Origin of the sequence: Streptomyces amakusaensis, from assembly GCF_039532665.1 — a bacterium.
Lineage (GTDB): Bacteria > Actinomycetota > Actinomycetes > Streptomycetales > Streptomycetaceae > Streptomyces > Streptomyces amakusaensis.
Genome location: NZ_BAAASB010000018.1, coordinates 1 through 24260 on the forward strand (window position 1 = coordinate 1; position 24260 = coordinate 24260).

Genomic DNA, 24260 nt, shown 5'->3' on the forward strand with positions numbered 1-24260 from the left:
TGCGGGTCCTGGTGGTGGTGGTCCGGTCGGCGTAGCGGACGGTGAGGGTGAGGCCGTCGGCGGCCTGGCCGGCGTCGCGCAGCCGGCCGCCGAGGTCTGCGGCGAGTTCGAGGAGGGCGCGGCGGTGTTCGCCGGGGGTGAGGGTGTCGCGGTCGAAGCGGTGTTCGGCGCTGAGGGACTGGGCGGTCGGTTCGCTCTGTACGGGGCGTGGGTCCTGGCCGTGGGCGCGGGTGTGGAGGGCGCGGCCGGTTGTGGTGCCGAGGAGGCGGGTGAGGGTGGGCAGGGGAGTGTCGGCGAGGTCGCCGATGGTGTGGAGGCCGTGGCGGGTGAGGGCGCGGGCGGTTTTCGGTCCGACTCCGTGGAGGGCGGCGGTGGGGCGGGGCCGGAGCCAGGCGGTGACGGTGTGGGGTTCGACGACGGTCAGGGTGCCGGGCGGGGTGACGGCGGCGGCCATGCTCGCGATCATGCGGTTGGGTCCGGCACCGCAGGTGGTGGACACGCCGTGGAGGGCGGCGGCGCGGAGTTGCAGGATGGCGGCGAGACCTGCCGTGTCGCGGTTCCAGTAGCGGCCGGCGCCGGTGAGGTCGAGGTGCGCGGCGTCGGGCGGGATGGCCTGGACGCGGGGGGTGATGTCTGCGCAGAGGTCGAGAAGTCGCTGGTACAGGCCGGGGTCGGATCCGCTGGGGAGGTGGAAGTGGCAGTGCAGAATCACCCGGGTTCGGGGCCTCGTGGTCATCCGGCGCTCCCCGGGCTGGTGTGGCCGAGGGCTTTCAGGTCCGGGGTGCGGGTATCGCCTGGTGCTTTGGCGGGGGTGCTGGGCGCGGGGTGTGCGGGGGTCGGGGCGGGACGGGTGCGGCCGAGCATGGCGAGCGCTGCCTGGGGGCCGTGGTCGCGGCGGGTCGCGGCGAGTTCCTCCAGGTCCCAGACCGCGTGACCGACGACCGTACGGCGGGGGCCGCGTGCCTCGACGGTGCCGCGGACCAGCAGGAGCCCGGAGTGGAAGACGGTGTGGGCGATTGATGCGTGGCTGCTGTCGAAGAAGGCGAGGTCGATCAGGCCGGTGCCGTCGTCCAGCGTGACGAAGATGATCCTGCGGCCGGAGGCGGTCGGGGGTGTCTGGGTGGAGGCCCGGATGCCGGCGACGAGCACCGGCTGCCCGGGACGCAGGGCACGCAGGTGGGCGGCGTCGATCGCGCCGAGTTCACGGAGCAGCCGGTGATGATGGTCCATCAGATGGGCGGTGACGTCGATCTTGAGAACGTCCAGCTCGGCTGCGAGGCGTTCGCGGCTGGTCATCTCCGGCAGACCGGACGGTCCGGTGGCCATCGGGCCGGCGTCGAGGGGGAGTTGGCCGTCCGTGGGCCGGGCGCGGGTGTGGCGGTGGAGCTCGGCGGCCTGAAGGAGCAGATCGCGGCGGTTCGATTCCCCGCGGAGGGTGTCGAGGGCGCCGGTCTCGATGAGGTGCTCGGCGGTCGGCAGGGCCGGGCGGGCGCGTTGCCACAGGTCCTGGAGGGAGGCGTAGGGCTGGCCGGTGGCGATCCGGGCGACCTCGTCCGTGGAGATTCCCTTCACCGCGGCGAGGGAGATCCGTACGCCCCAGGCGGAGCAGCCGCGAAACTGTGCCTCCTCGACGGTGTACATCGGCTGCGATCGGTTGACGTCGATGTTCAGCACGGGCACACCGTGGCGTCGGGCGTCGGCGACGATGACCCGGCGCGGCCACATTCCCGGGTCGTGCTCCAGCAGCCCCGCGTACAGGGCGGCCGGGAAGTGAGCTTTCAAAAAGGCTGATTGCAGGGCAGGAACGGCAAAAGCTGTTGCGTGGGCGCGGCAGAAGCCGTACGCCCCGAACTCGCGGACGGTCTCCCAGACCTCGTCGAGGACAGGCCGGGCGTAGCCGCGGGCACCGGCCCGCTGCCGGAACCATGTCTCGATCCCCGGCAGCCGGTCCGGGTCGGCCAGCGCCCGGCGGGCCACCTCCGCGAAGGCGCGGTCGCAGCCGGTCAGGATCGCGAAGATGTCGATGATCTGCTCGTGCCAGATTGTCACCCCGTAGGTGTCGGCCAGCACCGGCTCCAGATCGGGATGGGCGTAGCGGGCGGGTTCGGTGCCGTGGCGGGCGGCGATGAACCGCGCGGGCATGCCTCCGGCGACCGGCCCGGGCCGGAACAGGCTGATGTCGGCGATGACGTCCTGGACCGTGCGCGGCTGGAGCCGGCCGACGAGATCCTGCTGGCCGGGGGACTCCAGCTGGAACATTCCCACCGTGTCGCTCTTCCTGATCAGGGCGAAGGCGTCAGGGTCGTCGAGGGGGACGTGATCGGGGTTGTCGAGATCGATGAGGCGGCCGGTGGTACGGCGGATCTCGGCGACGGCGTGGGCCATCGCCGACTGCATCCTCACCCCGAGGATGTCGAGCTTGACCAGCCCCAGGTCTTCGACGTCGTGTTTGTCGGCCTGGACCATCGGATAACCGCCGGGCGTCGGCTGCACGGGGATCCGGTCCAGCAGCGTCGCGTCGGAGAGGATCACCCCGCACGGATGCATGGCGTAGCCGCGCGGCAGACCGTCGAGACCCTCGGCGAGCTCCCACAACGGCCCGAACCGGGCCGCCTCCGCCGCGAGCGGGTGCAGCTCCGGGAGTTCGGCGAGCGCGCCGCGGATGTCCCGCGCCCGGATGTGCGGAAACGACTTCGCGATCCGGTCGATCTCGGCCGGGGCGATGCCGAGGGCGAGGCCGGTGTCCCTCAGGGAATGGCGCGCCCGGTATGTCTCGGGCATGCCGGTGACCGCGACCCTCTCCGGTCCGAACCGTTCGATGATCCGGTCGTAGACCTCCAGTCGCCGGGCGGACTCGACATCGAGGTCGATGTCCGGCAGCGAGCGCCGCCGCTCCGAGAGAAACCGCTCGAACAGCAGGCCATGCTGGAGCGGGTTCGCGGCGGCGACGAAGAGGACGTGGTTGACCATGCTCCCGGCACCCGAACCACGAGCCGTGACCCGGATGCCCATCGCGCGGATGTCGGTGACGACCTGGGCGACGGCCAGGAAATAGGGTGCGTGGCCGAGACGGCCGATGACACCGAGCTCGTACTCGAGCCGTTCGGCGGCCTGCCGGTCGCCGTCCAGGCTTCGCGCGGCCATGCCGGCCGCGCACCGCTGCCGCAGCATCGTCATGGCCCCGCCCCGGCCGGACTCCGCGCCGACCACGGCGGGCTCCGGAAAGTGAGGCGTGCCGAGCCCGAGGACGGCCACCGGATCGACCGTGCACAGCTGCCCCGTCCGTGCCGTCTCGGCGAGGAGCGCGCCCGCGCGGCCGGGGCCCGCGCCGGCGGCTTCGGCGATCCGCTCGGCGGCGGCGGCCATCGCGGCCGGGCCCTTCAGCCAGCGTTCGCCGCAGTCCAGGCTCCGGCGGTCGACCGGACGCAGCAGCCGTGCCGCGTCCAGGACGTCGGCGAGCCGGTGCTGTCCGGGATCGGCGTAGCGGACGGCATTGGTGAGCACCGCGGGAATGCCGAGCCGGTCGGCCAGGCCGATGGTGCGGGCGGCCAGGCGCAGAGATCCCGGCCCGGTCCCCGCGAGTCCGTACCAGAGGACCTCCAGCCGCAGACGGTCGCCGACGAGCTCGCGCCACGGGGCGAGAAGCCGCTCCGCGACATCGGGACGGCCCGCGGACAGCGCCCGGACCGGCTCCGACACCGGCCCGAGCAGGACCACCAGCCCCCGGCCCGTGTACCGGCGCAGCACCGGCCAGGAGACGACCGGCGGCCCGCCCCCGGCGTCCGTGTGCGCGGCGGACACCAGACGGCACAGCCGCGCCCATCCGTCCGTGTCCTCGGCGAGCAACGTGATCCGCAGCCCGGGCTCGACGACGTGGGAACCGCCACGTACCGGGGTTCTCGCGCGGGCCGGGTCCGGTACGGCGGAAACGACCGGGGCGACGGCGACGTCCGCCCCGAGAAGCGGCCGTACCCCTGCCGCCATGGCGGCCCGGGCGAAACGGACCGTACCGGCCACGGTGTCCCGGTCGGTGAGCGCCAGCGTGCCGATGCCCCGCTCGGCGGCTCGCTTGACCAGGTCAGAGGGATGTGAGGTGCCATAGCGAGCCGAGAACCCGGACGCGATATGCAGGTGCACGCCACCGGCCACCAGCCCACCTCCATCCCTCACCCACCCCTTTCCAGCCACCATGGCCAGATTTTCACTGTATCGAACAAAAATCGAACACGTCGACCGTGGATCCGCGCGACGCAGTGGCGGAGCGGCTGCCGCCGAGAGATCGCAGGCTGGTCCACGCGGTCAAGGGCAAGGCATCACCCTCGACAACGCCCAGGGTCGGCAGGACCAGGAGGAGACGGTCCTCGCCGGACTGCGGGACTGTCTGAAGGCGCCGGCCGAGGAAGGGATCCGCCCGGAGCCGGACCCGCTGGGCAGGTGAGAAGGACCAGTCGGTCCGTGTTTCGTAGTGTGGCGCTGAGGTGGTGCCGGCCACGGGCGGCTGGAGGGTCCTGGTTTCAGTCCGGCCGCCCGTGCCGCTTTAGGGGCCACCGTTCTCCGACGCAAGAGTCGTACGAGCACCTCCTCGTACGCCGCACCCGGCGCGGGACCTCCCCGAGCGGACCGACGCCGAAGCCGCCCTGGTCCCGCAGACCGGGGTCCCCCCCTCGCCCCGCGCACCGCCGCCTCGCGGATCCGCCCGTCGTGGTGGCAGAGGGCGAGCGCGAGCCGGCCCTCCGGACCGTCGGGGACCAGCGCGCTCTTCAGCGGCGCGCCTTCCGCGAGCTGTCCGGTGCCGCCGGGCAGACCGCTCCTGCGCCCGGCCGCTTCGGCCCGCTCACCCCGGGCGGCGGCCGGTGAGACGGCGCACGAGCCCCGGTACGGCGGCACCGGCCAGGAGGGCGGCGACCGGTACGACGACCTTCAGCCAGGGGCTCCGGATCGGACGGTAGGTGGCGGTGCCGTTCTTGATCTCGATGAATCCGCAGGGCCGGGCCCTGACTCCGCCGCCCCCGCCGCCGCCCTCACCGGTTTTGGCCGCTCCGGCGGTGTGCCCGGAACCGCCGCCGTAACCGAAGCCGTAGCCGATCTCGGCGACGGGGATGACGGTGACGCCCCCGGTGGTGACGGGCTCGCCGTAGACGATGGTGACCGAGGCCCGGCCGCTGATCTCGTCGGCCAGCCGCTCCAGTTGGCCGGCGGAGGCGTGGCCGGCCGTCGTTTTCGCCGGCAGGTCGGGTCGGGGCGTGTCGGTGTCGTCCGGGGCGGTCATCGGGGTTCCTCCTGAGGTCGGGTGTCAGGCGGGTGACACGGCCGTGCCCGCCATCCTGCCGACCTCCGGCGGCGCGGGCAACGGCCGACGGCGATCGAGGGTCAGCCCTTCGGTCCGTCGCCGCCGCCGCACAGGGCGTGGTCCAGATGGCGGAGGAGCGCGGTGTCGATGGGGTGGGGCTTAATCCACCCCTCCTCGTCGAGGGTCTGGTAGCCCAGCCGGTTGATGCCGACGGACGCCTGGCGTTCGCCGTCGGCACTGGCGTACGCCAGGGTGTACGCACCGGTGGTCCCGCCGTCGTGCCCCCAGAAAGCGCCGCAGCTGAGTCTTCTGGTCTGGACGCCGAGGCCGCTGCTCGGCAGATGCGGCGGCACATCCCCGATGGGGACGGCCGTCAGCATCTCGCCGAGTTCGGCGGGGGCCAGCAGCTCGCCGCCGAAGAGGGCGGCGTGAAAGCGCGTCAGGTCGTCCGTCGTGGAGATCAGCGCACCGGCGGTCCAGGCCCAGGACATGTCGTAGACGGAGTAGTCGCGGGGCGGGTCGATCAGGCCGAACAGCGAGTCGTACATCCGGGAGTGCGGCCCCTCGACGAACGGGGTGCGGGGGAAGTAGGTGTTCTCCAGACCGGCGCGGCGGATGACACGGTCGGTGATGTGCCGCTCCGCGTCGTTCCCCGTCACCCGCTCCAGCAGCAGACCGGCGAGGATGTAGTTGGTGTTCGAATAGCGGTAGCGCTCGCCGGGGGCCCCGGTCGCGGGGGCCGCCAGACCCCGTCCGGCCAGTTCCCCGGGGCGGAACTCGCGGAACCGGTTCTCGTCGAGAGCGGTCGGGGAGTCGCCGGGGAACACGATCCGGTAGTAGTCCGCGATGCCGCTGGTGTGATTGAGCAGCATGCGGACGGTGACCGCCGGATCGAGGCCGTCGGCCACCAGGCCGGGGAGGAAGTCCGCGACGGCCGCGTCGAGGCCGATACGGCCGTCGCCGACGAGCTGGAGGACGGCGACGGCGGTGAAGGTCTTGGTGACGCTGCCGACGCGATGGTGCATACCGGGGTGGACCGGCCGGCCGGTCCGGACGTCGGCGACACCGGCCGCGCCCTTCCAGAGAGCCGCGCGGTCGCGGACGGCGGAGTAGACACCGAACGCACCCGCCTCGTGGACGGCCCGGAGCGTCCCGTCCAGTTCGCCCCTCACCGACGGCGGCGGCAGCGGCGGGGCGGCGGCCCCGGCCGGCAGTCCGGAGACCAGCAGCGCGACGGTCGCGACGGCGGGAAGAATCGACATGCCGCCAGCTGTACCGTGAGCGCCCGACGACTGCCCGCCGATACGCCGGGACGGCCCCCCGGCCGCGTCCCGGTTCACTCGACCGACCGAGGCGGAACCCGGCCCGTAGCGGTCCGTGTGCCGGTACCACTCGTTGTCGCCGGCCATCCCGTCGCACAGGGCCCTGACACAGCCGGCGTGCTCGCCGTCCGGCTCCGGCTCCGGCCCCTGTTCCGCGATGCGCGTGAACTCCTCCACCCGCTGTTCGAAGAGCGCGTACGCCACATCGACCGCCTGCTGAAGACTCCCGCCGAGGAAACGCCGGAGGGCGAGCACCGCGTTGCCGACCCCGCGCTCCTCGTCGATCTCCTTGCGGTACGAGTAGATGCCGTTGCGCAGCCCCACCGTGTCGGCGAAGGCGCTCTCCAGCCGGGCCGGCGGCCGTCCGTACCGGCGCCGGTGCGGCGGAACTCCAGACAGTGAACGGGATCGGGGACCCGCTGCTCGAAACGATGGCGTCCAGCTCGTCCCGCTCGTCCAGGTTCGCCAGAGCCGGAGCCGGAGCCGGCTCGCCCCGCAGCGGCATGAAGAGCGGCACCCGGGCGGTGAAGGCACGCGCGCCCGCCAGATCGCGCGGGAGCTTGTAGGCCGGATTGACCCGGGCCCGCCAGGCTCGGGCAGCGCGGGCGCGTACTGCGCGGCCGGCCGGGTCACCCCTGACACACATTCGGATGAACCCGTGCGCCCCTTCCCCGGGCGAGGGCCAAAGCCCGGGGGCGGGCAGCCTGCGAGGCTCGATGCGCTCCTCCACGGTCCCGTCCCCGTCGCGTCTCACCGAATAGGCCGCTCGGCCCGGCACTTCCGCCACCGCCTCCACCAGCTCCGTTCCCCGGTAGACCAGACCGACTCCGTCATCCGTGCAGTGAGCCGTCGGCAGAGTGCCTTCCGCCACCAGCCGGTGAATCAGCGGACGCCGGCCCCGGTCCGAGTCGTAGTGCACACCGTTGCCGTACGGCAGAAACCCGAGCCCGTTCGTGACGGGGCGCAGCTCCGGTCCGAACGAGTCGATGGCGGTACCGACGTACATGACACGCGGGCGTCGGCCATGGACCCCGGAGAGGTCGACCGCGTGATGCACCAGAGCGTCGAACGCCACCCTGGTCGGGCAGGTGCTTCGGGGCACCGTCGTGCTCGTTCCCAGCCCGGGGAGGATCGGCGTGTTCGTGGACGTCGGGCTTGCGGTGCACGGCTTCGTCGACGCGATGCTCCTTCCCCGGTGGTGGAGTCCTGGCCGGTGGAGGGCACTGTCACCCCGTTCGAGGTCTGGTGGACGGACCGACCCCGGCAGATACGGCTGAAGCCTGTGGACCCGGACTTCCTGGGTGGGGACTGGGCCGCGTACCTGGCACAGTGGCGACCGGGCCGGCCTGCGGAAATCGGACAGCCGACCGGTCCGGCCGGGTGAGCTTCGAGGGAACGGACCGGTACGGCCGGTCGTTCGGGTGGTCGGAATCGGATCATCTGTCCAAGTGGGAGTCCTGTGTCGAAGCCGTTGCTCTTTCTCGATGTGGACGGAGTCCTCAACCCGGCCGACCCGCACCCCCGGGCGGACTTCGACGCCCACACCCTGCTCGGGTTCCGTGTCCTGCTGTCCCCCCGGCACGGTGACTGGCTGCATGAGCTGGCGCAGGTGTACGAGCTCTGCTGGGCCACGACCTGGGAAGAGGACGCCAACACCCACATCGCTCCGGCGCTCGGGCTTCCGCCGCTGCCGGTGGTCCGTTTCGCCGGGTACAGGCCGCAGCCCGGGGATCCCCGGGTGCCGCTGATGGAGCTGTTCTCCGGCGCGAAGTGGGCTCCGCTGCTGCGTCACGCCGACGGACGGCCGTTCGCCTGGCTCGACGACGTCATGCCGTTCCGGCTCGTCCGCAACTCTCTTGTCCGCCGTGACCGGCTGCTGCTGCGCGTCGACGGACGCCAGGGGCTGGAACGCCACCATGTCGACCGGCTTCTGGCCAAGCCGCCGCGCCCGGGCCTGCTGCGGCGCTGAGCGGCATCAGCACGGCCCGGCAGGAGCGGGAGGGCTCGGCATGCCGGCGGCGGACTCCGAACCGTCGTGCTCGACGCGGATCTCGACCGCTGGTGCGCCGGCCGGCCCGCCGGGGTCTGCTTCACCGCGCCCTCACCGCGATCACCGGCTCGACACCCTCCGTACCGCCGGACCGGCGGAACTCCGGTCAGGTCCGAGCCTGAAGCGGACGCTCGAAGCACCAGGAGCTCTCCACGCCGGCGTAGGCGCCGAAGTTGGGGATCCGCTCATAACCGGAACGTGTGTAGAAGCGGACGGCATCGGGCTGGGCATCGCCGGTCTCCAGCCGAAGCCCGACCCACCCCCGCTCGGCGGCCCAGCTCTCCAGTCCGCGCAGAATCCGCAGGGCGACGCCCGAGCCGCGCCGGGCCGGGACGACGTACATGCGCTTGACCTCGCCGATCCCGTCACCCAGATGGCGAAGCCCTCCGCACCCCACGGCGGTGCCGTCGTCCTCGTACGCCACGAAGAACGCGACCATGTCGGCCGCCGAAGGAGCCACCCCGGGCTCGCTGTCCGTGGTGCCGTATCTCTCCGCGATCTCGGCCCGCTGGCTGGCGCGCAGCGCGACGGCGTCCGGGTGGGCCCATTCGACCTGTTCCATCCTCATGTCGCGGGATTCTGTCGAATGTATGTTTCGGATGGGTGAACCGGTGTGCGGGACGGGCGGGCTCAGGCGGCGGGCTTGCCGGGCTGGTCGTGGGTCGCGCAGTGGATGCCGCCGCCGCCCGAGGCGATCGTGTCGATCTCGACCCACACGATGTCCCGGTCCGGGAAGTGCTCCTGGAGGATGGAGCGGGCGCGCTTGTCGGCCTTGCGGTCGCCGAACCGGGGCATGAAGACGGCGTCGTTGGCGATGTAGAAGTTGGCGTAGGTCGCCAGGAAGTCGTCCCCCTCGCCGGTGATTCTCCGCAGGTCGGGCTGCGGGAGGTCGATGACCTCGAAGCGCCGGCCCCGGGCGTCGGTCGCCTTCGACAGGACGGACTTCGCCTGGTCGGCGGAGCGCGACCAGGAGTCCGGCGGGGTGCCGGGGTACGCGCGGTCCAGCAGGACCACGCCGGGCTCGGTGAAGCGCACCAGGCTGTCCACATGGGCGTCGGTGATGTCCTCCCCGCGCACGCCCGCCAGCCAGATCACCTTCTCGACGCCCAGGGTCCGCTTCAGCTCCGCCTCGATGGTGTCCCGGCTCTTCCCCGGGTTGCGGTTGACGTTGACGATCGAGCTCTCGGTGATCAGCAGGGTGCCCTCCCCGTCCGGTTCGAAGGAGCCGCCCTCGGACACCAGCGGGGCCTTCTCCCGGGGGATCCGGTACTGCTCCAGCACCTTCCGGCCGACCAGGGCGTCGTTCTTGTGCTCCTGCTTGTCGCCCCAGCCGTTGAAATTGAAGTCGACGCCGATCACCTCGCCGGCCTCCTCGACGAACACCGGGACGGTGTCGCGCGCCCAGAGGTCGTCGACGGCCAGCGGGACGACCTCGACCTGGGAGCCGCAGGCCCGCTGGGCCGCGCTCACCTGGGAGGGCCGGGCCATCATGACGACCGCCTCGTACTCGCCGACGGCCCGCGCCACCCGCGCGATGTCCTCGCGCACATAGGGCAGGTCCTCCTCCCAGACCGAGGACAGGGCCGGCCAGGACATGAAGGTACGGGTGTGGCTCTCCCACTCGGCCCCGAGACGGCGGGCCGGGCCCGCCGAGGCCTGCCGGGGGGAGCCGACGGCGGTACTGGACCGCGCGGCGGCGCCGGACGAGGACGAGCCGCAGCCCGCGGCACCGAAGACCGCCGCGCCGAGCCCGGCGAGCCCGGCGAGCGCGCGGAGGGTGGTCCGGCGGGTGGGAGGGGGATTCGACACGGGGACTCCGATCGTGGAACTGGCGGAACGAGCGCATCCGCCCAAAACGAGCGCATCCGCCCGGAACGGGCGCGGGAGCCCGGCGGGAGCCGGCGGCCCGAGCGCCTGGGACAAGGGTGCGCGCTCACCCCCGCGAATGGGCGGTACGGAGGGCGGAGCGGCGCGGCCATGTGTCGCCACTCTGACACTGACTGAAAATTCAGTCAAACCGCGAGGAGGCCTGCCGACGGCCCGTACGCCCGGTGACGGGCCGCATGCGTCTGCTCCGATACGCCCCGGTAAGGTGCCGGTCATGGCGTCTCGCAGCACTCAGATCCTCGAAGCGGCCGCCCGGGTGATCGCCCGGCGCGGGGTCCGAGGGCTGCGCGTGGAGGAACTCGCCGCGGAGGCCGGCGTCTCCACCGCCCTGATCTACTACCACTTCAAGGACCGCACCGGCGTCCTGCGCCAGACCCTCGAGTTCATCAGCGACCGGGCCGAGCGCTACACCGCCGACCGCGACCCGGACGCCCCGCCGCTCACTCCCCGGGAGGAGCTGGAGGAGTCCCTCCTGCTGGAACTCCAGGACACCACGGAAGTGCGGGAGAACAGCTCGGCCTGGGGCGAGCTGCGCGCGAGCGCCGTCTTCGACGAAGTGCTGCGCGAAGATCTCGCCAGGTCCACCCTGGTGTGGGTGCAGGAGGTCGCCGCCCTGCTGGGCCAGGTCCGGCCGACGGCACCGGCCCCCTCGCTCGCGGCCGCCGCCGAACGCCTCACCGCCCTGCTGGAGGGGCTCAGCATGCGCTGGCTCAGCGGAGCCGTGGAGATCTCTCACGCGCGGGAGCTGATGCGCGGCGCCGTCGACGCCGAACTCGCCGGGCTCGCCGCACCTCGGAAGAACTGACCGGCCGACCGGACCGGATCGGCGGGCACGTCCGGCCCCGCCGTCGCCGTGGCCCCTGCCGCGCCGACGGCGGTGGGCCGAAGCATCCGCAAGAGCGGCTGAGAGCCCTATACCACCAGGTCAACAGGTAAATCCCGAGAAGTGGATCAAGTTCACCGCATCGGGGGATGATCGATGCGTTCCCATGGCTGAACGGGTGTGCCAGAGCCTACGGTTCTCCGGTACCCGCAGGGGACCCAAGGGATCTCCCAGGTGCCTCCTCCTCCCCCCTTTCCTCACCCCGGTCCGACGCGCGCCCGCGCCGAATGCCGCCCTTTTGAAGGAGAGCTCTGCCCATGACCGTGGACACCGGCCACACCAGCCCGGAGCCGCAGCACTCGCGGAGCAGCCTCAGCACAGCTGCCGCCCGCAACCTCGCCACCACGACCAAGTCCGCCCCTCAGATGCAGGAGATCACCTCCCGGTGGCTGCTCAGAATGCTGCCGTGGGTGGAGGTGTCCGGCGGCACCTACCGGGTCAACCGCCGGCTGAGCTTCACGGTCGGCGACGGCCGGATCGAGTTCGTCCAGGAGGGCGCCGAGGTCCGGGTGATCCCCGGGGAACTCGGTGAACTGTCGCTGCTGCGCGGCTTCGACGATCCCGAGGTGCTGACGGCCCTCGCCGGCCGGTGCGTCCAGCACGACTTCCGCGCGGGCGAGACGCTGGTGGAGCGCGGCACCCCCGCCGACCGGATCCATCTGATCGCACACGGCCGGATCAGCCAGATCTCCGCCGGCCAGTACGACAACGAGACCGTGACCGCCGTACTCGCCGACGGCGACCGGTTCGGCCAGAGCGCGCTGCTGGACCCCGACGCGACCTGGGACTACACGGCCGTCGCACAGACCGCCGGCACCCTGCTCACCCTCTCGCGGGCCGACTTCGCCGCCGTGGCGGCCGGTGCGCCCGGCCTCCAGGCGCATGTACGGGAGTTCGGCGCGCTCCCGGCGCAGCGTCAGAACCGGCTGGGCGAGGCCGAGATCGCCCTGTCGGCGGGCCACACCGGCGAGGCCGAGCTGCCCGGCGCCTTCGTCGACTACGAGCTGAAGCCCAGGGAGTACGAACTCTCCCTCGCGCAGACGGTGCTGCGGGTCCACACCCGCGTCGCCGACCTCTACAACAAGCCGATGAACCAGACCGAGCAGCAGCTGCGGCTCACCATCGAGGCGCTGCGCGAGCGCCAGGAGTACGAGCTGGTCAACAACCGCGAGTTCGGCCTGCTGCACAACGCCGCCTTCAACCAGCGGATCCAGACCCACTCGGGCCCGCCCACCCCGGACGACCTCGACGAGCTGCTCACCCGCCGCCGGGGCTCCAAGTTCTTCTTCGCCCACCCCAGGACCATCGCGGCGATCGGCCGCGAGTTCAACTCCCGCGGTCTCTACCCGGACCACGTCGACGTCGGCGGGCAGCAGGTACCCGCCTGGCGCGGTGTCCCGATCCTGCCATGCAACAAGATCCCGATCACCAAGGAGAACACCAGCTCCATCCTGGTGATGCGGACCGGTGAGGACAACCAGGGAGTGATCGGCCTCAACCAGACCGGCCTTCCGGACGAGTACGAGCCGGGCGTGTCGGTGCGCTTCATGGGCATCGACGAGACGGCGATCATCTCCTACCTGGTCACCACGTACTACTCCGCGGCCGTGCTGGTCCCCGACGCGCTCGGCGTGCTGGAGAACGTGCAGATCGCCCGTACCAGCGGCTGACCGGACTCACCCAAGGAGCAGTGGTGCGGTCATGAGTACCGAAGCCATCCAACGGATTCTGCGCGGCCCGAGCGGCCTGGGCACGGCAAGCCTGCACCTGGCCCGACGCGAGGAGCCGCCGCGGACCGGCAGCCCGGTCCCGGGCCTCTACCACCACCCGGTGGCGGAGCCCGACCCCGAGCGGGCGGCCGAGGTCGGTCGCAGGGCGAAGGCCTGGGCGATCGACGAGATCCAGCTGTATCCCCCCGAGTGGGAGGAGCAGTTCGACGGGTTCGGTGTGGGCCGCTACATGACCATCTGCCACCCCGACGCCCCCACCGTCGACCATGTCATGATCGCCGCCCGGCTGATGGTCGCCGAGAACGCGGTCGACGACTACTACTGCGAGGACCACGGCGGCTCGCCCATCGGCCTCGGCGGGCGGCTGCTGCTGGCCCACACGGCCATCGACCCGCTGCACACCGTACGGGAGTACGCGCGGCCGTGGACCGAGTCGCTCCAGTCGGACGCTCCCCGGCGGGCCTACAGCTCGGCCATGGACCACTTCCTCCAGGCGGCCACGGCCTCCCAGCGGGACCGGTTCCGGCACGACATCGCCCGGCTGCATCTGGGATATCTCGCCGAGGCGGCCTGGGACCAGACGGAGCACACCCCCGAGGTGTGGGAGTACCTGGCGATGCGTCAGCACAACAATTTCCGCCCCTGCCCCACGATCACCGACACCGTCGGAGGGTACGAACTCCCCGCCGACCTCCATGCCCAGCCGGCCATGCAGCGGGTCATCGCGCTCGCCTCCAACGCCACCACCATCGTCAACGACCTGTACTCGTACACGAAGGAGCTCGCCGGTCCCGACCGGCATCTCAACCTGCCCGTGGTGATCGCCGAACGGGAGGACCGCACCGAACGCGAGGCGTATCTCAAGGCGGTCGAGATCCACAACGACCTCATGCACTCCTTCGAGGCCGAGGCCGCCGCCCTGGTCGCGGCCTCTCCCCACCCGGCCGTGGCGCGCTTTCTGCGCGGGGTGGCCGTCTGGGTCGACGGCAATCACCACTGGCACCAGAACAACACCTACCGCTACAGCCTGCCAGACTTCTGGTAGGGGAAGGAATCACCCGTGTCCGTGCAAGACATCACCACCGTCCCCGTCCCAGCCCCCGCCACGCCCTACCAGGGCGACATAGCCCGCTACTGGGACCATGAGGCCAGGCCCGTCAATCTGCGTCTCGGCGATGTCGACGGCCTCTACCACCACCACTACGGCATCGGCGACGTCGACCACGCCGCCCTGGGCGCCCCCGACGCCGCCGACCGGGAGAAGAGGCTGGTCGCCGAATTGCACCGGCTGGAGTCCGCGCAGGCCGAACTCCTTCTCGACCACCTCGGCCCCAGACACTCCGAGGACCTGCTCGTCGACGCGGGCTGTGGCCGCGGCGGCTCCATGGTGATGGCTCATCAGCGCTTCGGCAGCGATGTCGAGGGCGTCACCCTCTCGGTCAAGCAGGCCGAATTCGCCAACCGCCGGGCCCGTGAACTCGGCATCGAGAAGTCCGTCCAGGCACATGTCCGCAACATGCTCGACATGCCCTTCACGACCGGGCGGGCGGCGGCCTCCTGGAACAACGAGTCGAGCATGTACGTCGATCTGCACGACCTCTTCGCCGAGCACTCCCGCATCCTCGCCCCCGGCGGCCGGTACGTCACGATCACGGGCTGCTGGAACCCTGTCTACGGCCAGCCCTCGAAGTGGGTCTCGCAGATCAACGCGCACTTCGAGTGCAACATCCACTCCCGCCGTGAGTATCTGCGGGCCATGTCGGACAACCGTCTCGTCCCGCAGGCCGTCATCGACCTCACCGCGGCGACCCTGCCCTACTGGGAGCTGCGGGCCACCTCGTCCCTGGTCACGGGGATCGAGGAAGCCTTCCTCAACTCCTACAAGGACGGCTCCTTCCAGTACCTGCTGATCGCGGCCGACCGCATCTGACCGAGCCGCGTACGGCTCTGCGGCGATTGCCCGGTGACCCCGTGCGGGGGGGCACCGGGCAATCGACCGTCACGCCACGGTTCACGGTCGCGGCGGAACGCGCACGATCCTCGCTGCTCAGCCGGAGGCCTCGGTGAGCAGGTCGAGGTGGGCCTCGGTCAGCTCCAGGTCGGCGATGGCGAGGAGCGCGGGGAGCTGTTCGGGGGTGCGGGCGCTGGCGAGCGGGGCGGTGACCGTGGGGCGGGAGGCGAGCCAGCCCAGGGCGACCGTCGCGATCTCGGCGTTCAGGTCCGCGGCCACCGTGTCGAGGGCGGCGAGAACCCGTCGGCCGCGCTCGGTCTCCAGATGAGCCGCGGCCGTGCCGGAGCGGCCGCTGTCGACGGTGGTCCCGGGCCGGTACTTGCCGGTGAGGAACCCCGAGGCGAGCCCGAAGTAGGGGACGGCGGCGATGCCGGCGCGGGCGGCGGTGTCCTGGAGGGCGCCCTCGTAGGTGTCCCGGGAGACCAGGTTGTAGTGGGGCTGGAGGACGGAGTAGCGGGCCAGTCCCTCACGTTCGGAGAAGTCGATGGACTCCTGGAGGCGCTCGGGGGTGAGGTTGGACGCGCCGACGGCCCGGACCTTGCCCGCGCGCACCAGTTCGTCGAGGGCGGTGACGATCTCCTCGACGGGGACGGACGGGTCGTCGAAGTGGGTGTAGTACAGGTCGATGCAGTCGGTGTTCAGCCGCTTCAGGGAGGCCTCGGCCGCCGCCTTGACGGTGGCCGCGGACAGCCCCTTGTACTCGGGGTGGGCGCCGACCTTGGTGGCGACGACGATCTCGGAGCGGTTGCCGCGCGCGGTGAGCCACTCGCCGATCAGGGTCTCCGACTCGCCGCCCCGATTGCCCTCCGCCCAGACGGAGTAGGAGTCGGCCGTGTCGATGAAGTTGCCGCCCCCGGCGGTGTAGGCGTCGAGGACGGCGAAGGTGTCGGACCGGTCGGTGGTCCAGCCGAAGACATTGCCCCCGAGGGCGAGCGGGGAGACTTCGAGACCGGAGGAGGCGAGGGAGCGCAGCGATGTCATGCGGTTATTCAACACCGTTCCGCGCACCCGCTCTTGGGAAACGCGGTGACGACACAAGGCCGCAACGCCCCGCCCGCCCCCCGCCCCGGCCGGTCAGCGGTAGACGGTCTGCGGCTGCTGGTACGCCATCAGCCCCTCCGGTCCCAGCTCCCGGCCGAGGCCGCTCGACTTGATGCCGCCGAAGGGGGCCGCCGGGTCCGGGACGTAGCGGTTCACGCCGATGGATCCGGTGGCTATGCGGCGTGCCACCGCCGCGCCGCGCTCGGGGTCGGAGGTCCATACGGTGCCGCCGAGGCCGAATGCGGAGTCGTTGGCGATGCGGACCGCTTCGTCGACGCCGTCGTAGGGGATCAGCGCCAGCACCGGGCCGAAGATCTCCTCCTGGGCGACGGCGGAGCCGTTGTCGACGTCGGCGAAGACGGTCGGCTCGACGAACCAGCCGCGGTCCTGGTGCTTCGGGCGGCGTCCGCCGGTGGTGAGTCTGGCGTCCGAGGCGATTCCCTGGGCGATGTAGGACTCGACGCGGTCGCGCTGCCGTGCGGTGGCCAGCGGGCCGATCCGGGTGGCGGGGTCGAGGGCGGGCCCCACGGGCAGCGACTCGGCGAGTGCGGTGAAGGCGTCGACGACCTCGGCGTAGCGATGGCGGGGAGCCAGTACCCGGGTGCCGAGGAAGCACGTCTGGCCGTTGTTGAGGAGGGTGCTGCTGAACAGGCCCTCGCCGATGGAGGCCAGATCCAGCTCGATGTCGTCCAGCACGATCGCGGCCGACTTGCCGCCGAGTTCGAGCGTCACCGGGCGCAGCAGCCGTCCGCAGGCCTCGGCGATGGACCGGCCGGCGGGGGTGGAGCCGGTGAAGGCGACCTTGTCGACCCCGGGGTGGGAGACGAGGTACGCGCCCACCTCGCGGCCGGCCGGGACGATGTTGATCACTCCGGCGGGTACGCCCGCCGCCTCCGCCGCCTCGGCGAGCAGATAGGAGTCCAGAACGGTCTCCGGCGAGGGCTTCACGACCAGGGCGCAGCCGGCCGCCATCGCAGGCGCGATCTTGAACATGGAGAGGGCCTGGGGGAAGTTCCACGGCACGATGGCCGCCACCACCCCGACCGGCAGTCTGCGGACCTCGACCGAGCCGCCGAGCAGCCCGGGGCGTACCTCCTCGAAGGCCGAGGTACGGGCGAGCCCCGCGTAGTAGCGCAGCACGGCGCTCGGATAACCGGTCTCCAGCTGTGCGGCGACCGCCACCGGCATACCGTTCTGGGAACTCACCCGTTCCACGAATCCATCGGCCCGGGCGTCGATCTCCACGGCGAACCGCTCCATCACCTCGGCACGCCGGGCGGGGTCCCAGCCCGACCATCCGGCGGGGTCCTCGAAGGCCCGTCGAGCGGCCAGTACCGCTCTGTCGATATCGGCCTCGGCACCCTCCGGGACCCCGCCGAGCGGCTGTTCCGTGCTGGGGTCGATCGGGACGATCACCCGGTCGGTGCTGGGAGCGACCCATGCTCCGCCGATGTAGAAGGTGTCATAGGCGGTACGGGTCTCCTGGCGGAGTTCCATCAGACGGCTCCCTGATCGTTCTGTGCGGGGTGGGGGTCGGTGCCCGGGCCGGGGACCGGGTCGGCCGCCGTCGCTCCGCGGACGGCGGCGACGAACGCGTCCGGTGCGTCGATGTGCACCAGATGACTCGCCCCGGGAATCACCTCGGAGCGGATCGTGGGCACCGCGCGCACCAGCCGCCGGTGCACCTTGTGGAAGAAGGGATTGCTCTCCGCGCCGAGCAGAAAGGTGACGGGGACGCGGATGTCCCGGATCCGGCTCAGCGGCAGATGCTCGAACATCACTCCGTACGGATGCGGATCGAGCTCCGCCAGGACATTGCGGGCATGGGACAGCAGCCGCTCCCGCTCCCGGCGCGGAGCCGTGTCGAAGGAGGGCCCGGCGGCCCAGCGGAAGAAGGCTCCGGCCGCCTCCTCGCGGCGTCCGCGCAGCCGTGCCAGGGTGACGCGGGCGAGCGCGCGGAGCATCGGGGGCGTCGCCAGCCGGGTGCCGTGGAACGGAGGCTCCACCACGATCAGCCGGCGGACCAGTTCGGGGTGGCCGGCGGTCAGCCCGAGGGCGATGTTGCCGCCCGCGCTCCAGCCGACGACCGTCGCCGGTCCTTTGGCCACCCGCTTCAGCAGGGCCGCCGCGTCGGCCACATGACGCCGGTGGTCGCGGACCGGCGGATGCGCGGACGCGCCGTAACCACGCCGGTCGTAGACGATCACCCGGTGTCCGGCGGCCACCAGGCCGTCCACGACCCCGTCCCAGGTGGCGGCCTGCGCGCCGCTGCCGTGGATCAGCAGGAGAGGTGCGCCGTGCCCCCGCGCCTCGTACGCGAGGTCGACTCCGTCGGTACGCAGGAGAAGTGGATCGCGCACATCAGCCGCCCGGCCGGGGCGTCGGGAAGCCCGGGGCGCTGCCCGGGGAGGTTCTCAGCACGGCGGTATGACGCACGGTACGGCTCCTTTGCCGAAGGGTCTCCTCGGAGGCTAGAGCCGGTCGCCGACCGCGAACTGTTCAATTTCTGGACACCGCTCAGGGGGTCAGGAGGTGATGTGCAGGGCCCGCATCCGGTTGTAGAGCGTGGTCCGGCTGATGCCGAGGCGTCGCGCGGTGCGGAGCTTATTGCCGCCGCAGGCCCGCAGCGCCGCCGCGATGGTGTCGTGCTCGGCCCGTTCCAGCGGAGTCATCCGGCGCAGCCGGGGGCTGACCCGGTATCCCTCGGGGAGATCGCCGGGTGTCACGTCCCCCGCGGAACGCCGTTCGAGCACGGCCCGGACCACGGCCCGCAGCTCGCGGAGATTGCCCGGCCAGGGATGGCCCGCCAGCACGGCCAGCGCGGCCGGGGTGAAACGCGGCCCGGGGTCGGCCCCCAGCTCGTCGAGCACGGCCCGCACCAGCCCCGGCAGCTCCTCCGTACGGTCCCGCAGGGGCGTCAGATCGATCCGCCCGGCGCACGCGGCGGCGAGCGCCGCGCCCGGGCCGTCGAGATCGCCGGCCGGGGCGCCGGTCAGGACGATCCGGGGCGAGTCCGGCCCCGCCGGCCGTTCGAGGAGGTGCCGCAGCCGGACGGCGCACGCCTCGGGCAGCAGCTGCACCTCCTCGAGCAGCAGCGGGCCGGGGCCCCCGGCCGCCCTGTCGAGGTCGCGGAGCCACGCGGCCTCGCCCCGCACGGCCGCCTCCGACGAGTCCAGGACGACCGCCGGTCCGTCCTCCGCCCCGGCCAGCGCCCGGGCCCTCGTCGTCCGGCCGGTCCCCGGAGCCCCGCCGATGTACACCGGGGTACCGGACCGCGAACGCGCGCCCGGACGTGCGGGGGCGGGGGCGGGCGCGGACCGCGTCTCGGCGGGGACGGTGAATTCGAAGAGGACCCCGCCGGTTCCGGGGCCGAGGGACCGCGGCCGTACCTCCACCGACCTTCCCGACACCAGCTCCACCCGCCGGGCCGGAACCGTGCCGTCCCGCGCGGGAAGCCCCGCCGCCAGCTCCCGGAGCAGGAGGTGATCCAGCGGATCGAGGAGTTCCACGGCCGCCGGATTCGCCAGCACCACCCCTTCGCCGAGCACCAGCAGCGGCAGGGTCCGGCCGGCCGCCGCGACCTGGAAGGCGGCCAGCAGGCGCTGCTCGGCGGCGCGCGTCGTGCGCAGCAGCCGTTCCTCGACGTCGTGCGCCGCCCGGGCGAGGAACGGACCGAGCAGGGGGGAGCCGTCCCCGGTGAGGCAGGTGATGTCGAGGACGCCCTCCAGCCTGCGGGTCACCGGATGGATGATCGGATGCCCGTAGCAGCTGAAGCGCTTGAACGGCTCCAGATAGTGCTCGTCGCCGTGCACCGCGAGACCGCGCCGCACCTCGTACACCGTGGCGATCGAGTTCGTCCCGGTCGTCTCCTCCAGGAACACCCCGCCCGCCACCACCCCCAGCTCTTCGAGCCGGTTGCGGAGCCCCCGGGGGCCGACCGTCGGGGCGACGATGCGCGAGGCCCGGTCGGCGAGCACGACGCAGAACGAGGCGTCGCCGAGCTGGTCCGCCAGCTCCGTGAGAACCGGCCCGGCGGCGGTGGCGAGCCGGCCGCGCCGGTCGACGGCGTCGGGGTCCACCCGTATCTCGGGGGCGGCGGGGGTGAGCCCGCTCAGCTCGGACCGCCGCCAGGACAGGGCGATCTCCGGACGCGGTGGGGTGTCAGTGGTGTCGCTGGGATGCACGGCGGCCTCCGGCGGGGGTGGTGCTGGCTGAGCCCGTACGTACGCGCTGACGGCGGGCGCTCCCCGCACTCAATCAGCAGCCCGGCACGGAGCGGGAGGCAGGGTGTCGGTTCCGTCCCAGATGGGCGCTGAGCAGGGCTTCCACCGCCGGGTGGTCCTCCGCGCCGAGATGGCCGGTGGGGACCGTCGCCAGCGTGGCCCCGGCGATGCCGGCCGCGAGTTCCCGGGCGTGGGACAGCGGGGTGGCGATGTCCAGCGTGCCACCGACGACCAGGGTGGGAGCGGTGATACGCGCCAGATCCCGCCGCAGGTCACAGTGGGCGAGGGCGTCGCAGCAGGCCGCGTAGGAAGAAGGGTCGGCAGTGGCGAGGTCCCTGAGCAGGGCGCGGCCGTAGGCCGTCGCGGCGATCGCCGGGTCGGCGAACCAGCGGCCCGCGCTGGTCGCCAGCAGCGGCCGGGTGCCCTGCTCCCGGACGAGCGCGGCCCGCTCCCGCCAGGGCCCGGCCGGGCCGAACCGGGCCGAGGTGCAGACCAGGGCGAGGGAGCCGACGCGGTGCGGGTGGCGGGCCGCCAGATGGGTTCCGACGGCCCCTCCCAGCGAGATGCCCGCGTAGTGGAAGCGGCGGTGGCCGAGCCTGTCGGCGAGCGCGAGGACCCGCGCGGCGAGATCGGCCACCGAGGTGGTGCCGGGAGCGGCGGGGGAGCCGCCGTGTCCCGGCAGATCGAACCGCGCCACCCGGAAGGTCCGGGCCAGCGCGGGCAGCAGCGGTTCCCAGACGGTCGTCGAGGTCCCCAGGGAGGGGCCGAGGACCAGCAGCGGCGCGTCGGGCGGGCCGGTGAGGTCGTGATGCGGCACGGGGGCGGGGACGGACATGGGCCGCCTTTCTCAGAGAGGGGAGGAGAGGACGAGGGGCGGGAGCGGCGGCAGGGCACGGGGACCGGCGCGCCGCGGCCGTCAGCGCTCCAGGACGAGAGCCAGCCCCTGCCCCACGCCGATGCAGAGCGCCGCCACCCCGACCCCGGACCCCGCCGCCGCCAGCTGATGCGCCACTGCGCCCGCGAGCCGCGCCCCGGACGCCCCCAGCGGGTGACCGATGGCGATGGCCCCTCCCCGCGGATTGAGGACCGCCGGATCCAGCTCCGGCCACTCGGCGACACAGCCCAGCGCCTGCGCCGCGAACGCCTCGTTCAGCTCCAGCGTGGTCAGCTCCGCGAACGTCCGCCCGGCCCTGGCCAGCGCCGTGCGCACGGCCTCCACCGGCCCCAGCCCGAACCAGTGCGGCTCGATGCCGGTGACCGCGCCGGCCCGCACCCGCGCCAGCGGCTCCCGGCCGACGGCGCGCAGCCCGGCCTCGTCGGTCAGCAGCAGCGCCGCCGCGCCGTCGTTCAGGGGCGAGGCGTTCCCCGGGGTGACCGTGCCGCCGTCCGGACGGAAGGACGGCTTCAGCCGGGCCATCGCCTCCGGGGACGCGTCTTCCCGTACGCACGCGTCGCGGGCGAAGAGCGCGTACTCCCCCCGGCGCGACTCGATCTCGACCGGCACGACCTCGGCGTCGTACAGCCCTTCGCGCCAGGCCCGGGCGGCCTTGCGGTGGCTGTCGAGGGCGAAGGCGTCCTGCCGCTCCCGGGTGATGCCGTGCTTCCCGGCGATGAGTTCGGCGCTCTCGCCCAGCGGAACCGTCCACTGGGGATCCATCCGCGGGTTGACCATGCGCCAGCCGAGAGTGGTCGAGTACAGCTCCTGGTGCCCGACCGGAAAGGCACGGTCCGGTTTGGGGAGGACCCAGGGGGCGCGGCTCATGGACTCCACCCCGCCGGCGACCGCGATGGAGGCGTCGCCGACGGCGATGGCCCGCGCCGCCTGGACGACCGCCTCCAGACCGGAGGCGCAGAGCCGGTTGACGGTGACGCCGGGCACGGTGACGGGGAGCCCGGCCAGCAGGGCGGCCATCCGGGCGGCATCGCGGTTCTCCTCGCCCGCGCCGTTGGCGTTGCCCAGGAAGACATCGCCGATGCGCGCCGGGTCCAGCTCCGGCGTACGGTCCAGCAGGGCGCGGACGGCCCGCGCCGCCAGATCGTCGGGGCGCACCCCGGCCAGCGCACCGCCGTACTTGCCGACCGGGGTGCGCACCGCGTCGACGATGTAGACCGAGCGCCCGTTCACCGGGCACCTCCCGCCGCCGCCGCGATCCGCACCGGGGCGGCGGTCCTGGCGCGGAGCTCGTCCGCGGTGACGCCGGGGGCCAGTTCGACCAGGACCAGGCCGTCGCCGCCGACGTCCAGCACACCGAGGTCGGTGACGATCCGGTTCACGCACGCACGTCCGGTGAGCGGCAGGGAGCACTCCTCCACGATCTTGGGGCTGCCGTCCCGCGCGGTGTGGGTCATCGTCACCACGACCCTGCGGGCCCCGTGCACCAGATCCATCGCCCCGCCGATACCGGTGATCAGCTTCCCGGGGACCGCCCAGTTGGCCAGGTCGCCCCGGGCGGAGACCTGCATCGCGCCGAGGACGGCGGTGTCGATGTGGCCGCCCCGGATCATCCCGAAGGAGAGCGCCGAGTCGAAGAACGAGGCCCCGGGAAGGACGGTGACGGTCTCCTTGCCCGCGTTGATCAGGTCCGGGTCGATCTCCTCCCGGTACGGGTAGGGGCCGGTGCCGAGGATGCCGTTCTCCGACTCCAGGACGACCCGGACCCCCTCGGGCAGCTGTCCGGGAATCAGGGTCGGCAGCCCGATGCCCAGATTGACGTACTCCCCGTCGCGCAGTTCCCGCGCCGCGCGGGCGGCGATCTCATCCCGTGTCCAGGGCATCAGACTCGTACCGTCCTCTGTTCGATCTTCTTGTCGGCGGCCTGTCCGGGCGTGAGCGCCACCACGCGCTGGACGAAGACCCCGGGCAGATGCACGGAGTCCGGGTCCAGTACGCCGGGTTCGACCAGCTCCTCGACCTCGGCGACGGTGATCCGGCCCGCCATCGCGGCCAGGGGGTTGAAGTTGCGGGCGGACTTGTTGAAGACCAGATTGCCGTGGCGGTCGCCGCGGGCCGCGCGCACCAGGGCGAAGTCGGTGCGGATCCCGTGCTCCAGGACATGGCCGACGCCGTCGAACTCCCGGATCTCCTTCGGCGGCGAGGCCAGGGCCACCCCGCCGTCGCCGTCGTACCGCCAGGGCAGTCCGCCGTCCGCCACCTGGGTGCCGACCCCGGCGGGAGTGTAGAAGGCGGGAATGCCGCACCCGCCCGCGCGCAGCCGCTCCGCCAGGGTGCCCTGGGGGATCAGCTCGACCTCCAGCTCACCGGCGAGATACTGGCGGGCGAACTCCTTGTTGGCCCCGATGTAGGAGCCGGTGACCCGGGAGATCCGCCCGGCGGAGAGCAGTACCGCCAGACCCGAGTCCATGGCCCCGCAGTTGTTGGAGACCACGCTGAGCCGGCCGGCCCCCTGCTCCAGAACGGCCGCGATCAGGGTGTTCGGCACACCGCTCAGCCCGAAGCCGCCGACGGCGAGCGAGGCCCCGTCGCGGAGGTCCGCCACGGCGTCCGCCGCCGACTCCCGTACCTTGTCCACGGCGCTCACCGGGCCGTCAGGGCCGAGGGATGGGCCGCCAGGGGAGTGACGGAGACGGTCATGTAGGGGAAGAGCGGCAGATTCCACAGGATGTGGTGGAGTTCGTCGTTGCCGGGGACGTCGAAGACGCTGAGATTGGCGTACTGCCCGGCGCACCGCCAGATGTGCCGCCAGACGCCGGTCTCCTGGAGTTCTTGGCAGTAGCTCTTCTCACGGGCGATCAGATCCTCGCGGACGCCGGGATCCAGGTCGGGGGGGATCGCGACGTCCATCGTCACTGCGAACAGCATGGT

General features: G+C 72.4%; 19 protein-coding genes and 2 pseudogenes. 5 read left to right on the plus strand and 16 right to left on the minus strand.

Annotated features, from left to right (window positions below; genetic code table 11):
* The 5 genes and pseudogenes from ABD371_RS27400 to ABD371_RS27420 form a co-directional block, all read right to left on the minus strand.
* On the minus strand, positions 1 to 736 hold a 736-nt coding region (locus ABD371_RS27400; protein WP_344482413.1), incomplete at its 3' end, for a DNA polymerase Y family protein.
* The gene (locus ABD371_RS27405) at positions 733 to 4191 is read right to left on the minus strand and encodes a DNA polymerase III subunit alpha (protein WP_344482416.1); all 3459 of its coding nucleotides are present in this window, start codon (positions 4189 to 4191) and stop codon (positions 733 to 735) included. The genes ABD371_RS27405 and ABD371_RS27400, both read right to left, overlap by 4 nt.
* Before the next feature lie 643 nt (positions 4192 to 4834).
* Complete coding sequence (locus ABD371_RS27410) at positions 4835 to 5269, minus strand: spore germination protein GerW family protein (protein ID WP_344482419.1); 435 nt, start codon at positions 5267 to 5269, stop codon at positions 4835 to 4837.
* A gap of 101 nt (positions 5270 to 5370) precedes the next feature.
* Positions 5371 to 7254 carry a serine hydrolase domain-containing protein gene (locus tag ABD371_RS27415; RefSeq protein ID WP_344482422.1) on the minus strand — a complete coding sequence of 628 codons (1884 nt, stop codon included), beginning with the start codon at positions 7252 to 7254 and terminating at the stop codon, positions 5371 to 5373.
* Positions 7255 to 7303: 49 nt separating this feature from the next.
* Positions 7304 to 7687: pseudogene (locus ABD371_RS27420) on the minus strand (hypothetical protein); the annotation flags it as partial.
* 384 nt (positions 7688 to 8071) lie between these two features.
* Between ABD371_RS27420 and ABD371_RS27425 the strand changes: the two are divergent.
* The gene (locus ABD371_RS27425; protein WP_344482425.1) at positions 8072 to 8581 is read left to right on the plus strand and encodes an HAD domain-containing protein; all 510 of its coding nucleotides are present in this window, start codon (positions 8072 to 8074) and stop codon (positions 8579 to 8581) included.
* Between the two features lie 187 nt (positions 8582 to 8768).
* Here the strand turns inward: ABD371_RS27425 and ABD371_RS27430 are convergent, their stop codons facing one another.
* Together ABD371_RS27430 and ABD371_RS27435 are read right to left on the minus strand one after the other, a co-directional pair.
* Positions 8769 to 9230 carry a GNAT family N-acetyltransferase gene (locus ABD371_RS27430; RefSeq protein ID WP_344482428.1) on the minus strand — a complete coding sequence of 154 codons (462 nt, stop codon included), beginning with the start codon at positions 9228 to 9230 and terminating at the stop codon, positions 8769 to 8771.
* 62 nt (positions 9231 to 9292) lie between these two features.
* Positions 9293 to 10471: an agmatine deiminase family protein gene (locus ABD371_RS27435; protein WP_344482431.1), complete on the minus strand. Its 1179-nt coding sequence runs from the start codon at positions 10469 to 10471 to the stop codon at positions 9293 to 9295.
* Positions 10472 to 10763: 292 nt separating this feature from the next.
* On the opposite strand from ABD371_RS27435, the gene ABD371_RS27440 reads away from it, so the two are divergent.
* The 4 genes and pseudogenes from ABD371_RS27440 (at position 10764) to ABD371_RS27455 (ending at position 15092) form a co-directional block, all read left to right on the plus strand.
* A complete protein-coding gene (locus ABD371_RS27440; RefSeq protein WP_344482434.1) occupies positions 10764 to 11354 on the plus strand; it encodes a TetR/AcrR family transcriptional regulator in 591 nt (196 codons plus the stop codon).
* Between the two features lie 335 nt (positions 11355 to 11689).
* Positions 11690 to 13102 (plus strand): family 2B encapsulin nanocompartment shell protein, encoded by a 1413-nt coding sequence (locus ABD371_RS27445; protein ID WP_344482437.1) that lies wholly within the window; start codon positions 11690 to 11692, stop codon positions 13100 to 13102.
* A gap of 43 nt (positions 13103 to 13145) precedes the next feature.
* Positions 13146 to 14207 (plus strand): annotated as a pseudogene (locus ABD371_RS27450) (family 2 encapsulin nanocompartment cargo protein terpene cyclase); the annotation flags it as partial.
* A gap of 15 nt (positions 14208 to 14222) precedes the next feature.
* Positions 14223 to 15092 carry a geranyl diphosphate 2-C-methyltransferase gene (locus ABD371_RS27455; RefSeq protein ID WP_344482440.1) on the plus strand — a complete coding sequence of 290 codons (870 nt, stop codon included), beginning with the start codon at positions 14223 to 14225 and terminating at the stop codon, positions 15090 to 15092.
* Positions 15093 to 15209: 117 nt separating this feature from the next.
* Here the strand turns inward: ABD371_RS27455 and ABD371_RS27460 are convergent, their stop codons facing one another.
* From ABD371_RS27460 to catC, 9 genes are all read right to left on the minus strand, one after another.
* Positions 15210 to 16154 carry an aldo/keto reductase gene (locus tag ABD371_RS27460; RefSeq protein WP_344482443.1) on the minus strand — a complete coding sequence of 315 codons (945 nt, stop codon included), beginning with the start codon at positions 16152 to 16154 and terminating at the stop codon, positions 15210 to 15212.
* 93 nt (positions 16155 to 16247) lie between these two features.
* Positions 16248 to 17711 (minus strand): aldehyde dehydrogenase, encoded by a 1464-nt coding sequence (locus tag ABD371_RS27465; RefSeq protein ID WP_344482446.1) that lies wholly within the window; start codon positions 17709 to 17711, stop codon positions 16248 to 16250.
* Entirely contained in the window at positions 17711 to 18574 is an 864-nt protein-coding gene (locus tag ABD371_RS27470; protein WP_344482449.1) for an alpha/beta fold hydrolase, read from the minus strand. The genes ABD371_RS27465 and ABD371_RS27470 overlap by 1 nt, the downstream gene beginning before the upstream one ends.
* A 165-nt stretch (positions 18575 to 18739) precedes the next feature.
* Positions 18740 to 20398 carry a sigma-54-dependent Fis family transcriptional regulator gene (locus ABD371_RS27475; protein ID WP_344482452.1) on the minus strand — a complete coding sequence of 553 codons (1659 nt, stop codon included), beginning with the start codon at positions 20396 to 20398 and terminating at the stop codon, positions 18740 to 18742.
* A 73-nt stretch (positions 20399 to 20471) separates the two neighbouring features.
* Positions 20472 to 21272, minus strand: coding sequence for an alpha/beta fold hydrolase (locus ABD371_RS27480; protein ID WP_344482455.1), 801 nt, complete (start codon positions 21270 to 21272; stop codon positions 20472 to 20474).
* 81 nt (positions 21273 to 21353) lie between these two features.
* Positions 21354 to 22562 carry a thiolase family protein gene (locus ABD371_RS27485; protein ID WP_344482457.1) on the minus strand — a complete coding sequence of 403 codons (1209 nt, stop codon included), beginning with the start codon at positions 22560 to 22562 and terminating at the stop codon, positions 21354 to 21356.
* On the minus strand, positions 22559 to 23212 hold the full coding sequence (locus ABD371_RS27490; RefSeq protein ID WP_344482460.1) for a CoA transferase subunit B: 654 nt from the start codon (positions 23210 to 23212) through the stop codon (positions 22559 to 22561). Before ABD371_RS27490 ends, ABD371_RS27485 begins: the two co-directional genes overlap by 4 nt.
* Positions 23212 to 23967, minus strand: coding sequence for a CoA transferase subunit A (locus tag ABD371_RS27495; protein WP_344482463.1), 756 nt, complete (start codon positions 23965 to 23967; stop codon positions 23212 to 23214). The genes ABD371_RS27490 and ABD371_RS27495 overlap by 1 nt, the downstream gene beginning before the upstream one ends.
* 5 nt (positions 23968 to 23972) lie before the next feature.
* A complete protein-coding gene (catC, locus tag ABD371_RS27500) occupies positions 23973 to 24257 on the minus strand; it encodes a muconolactone Delta-isomerase (protein ID WP_344482466.1) in 285 nt (94 codons plus the stop codon).
* Between the last annotated feature and the right edge of the window lie 3 nt (positions 24258 to 24260).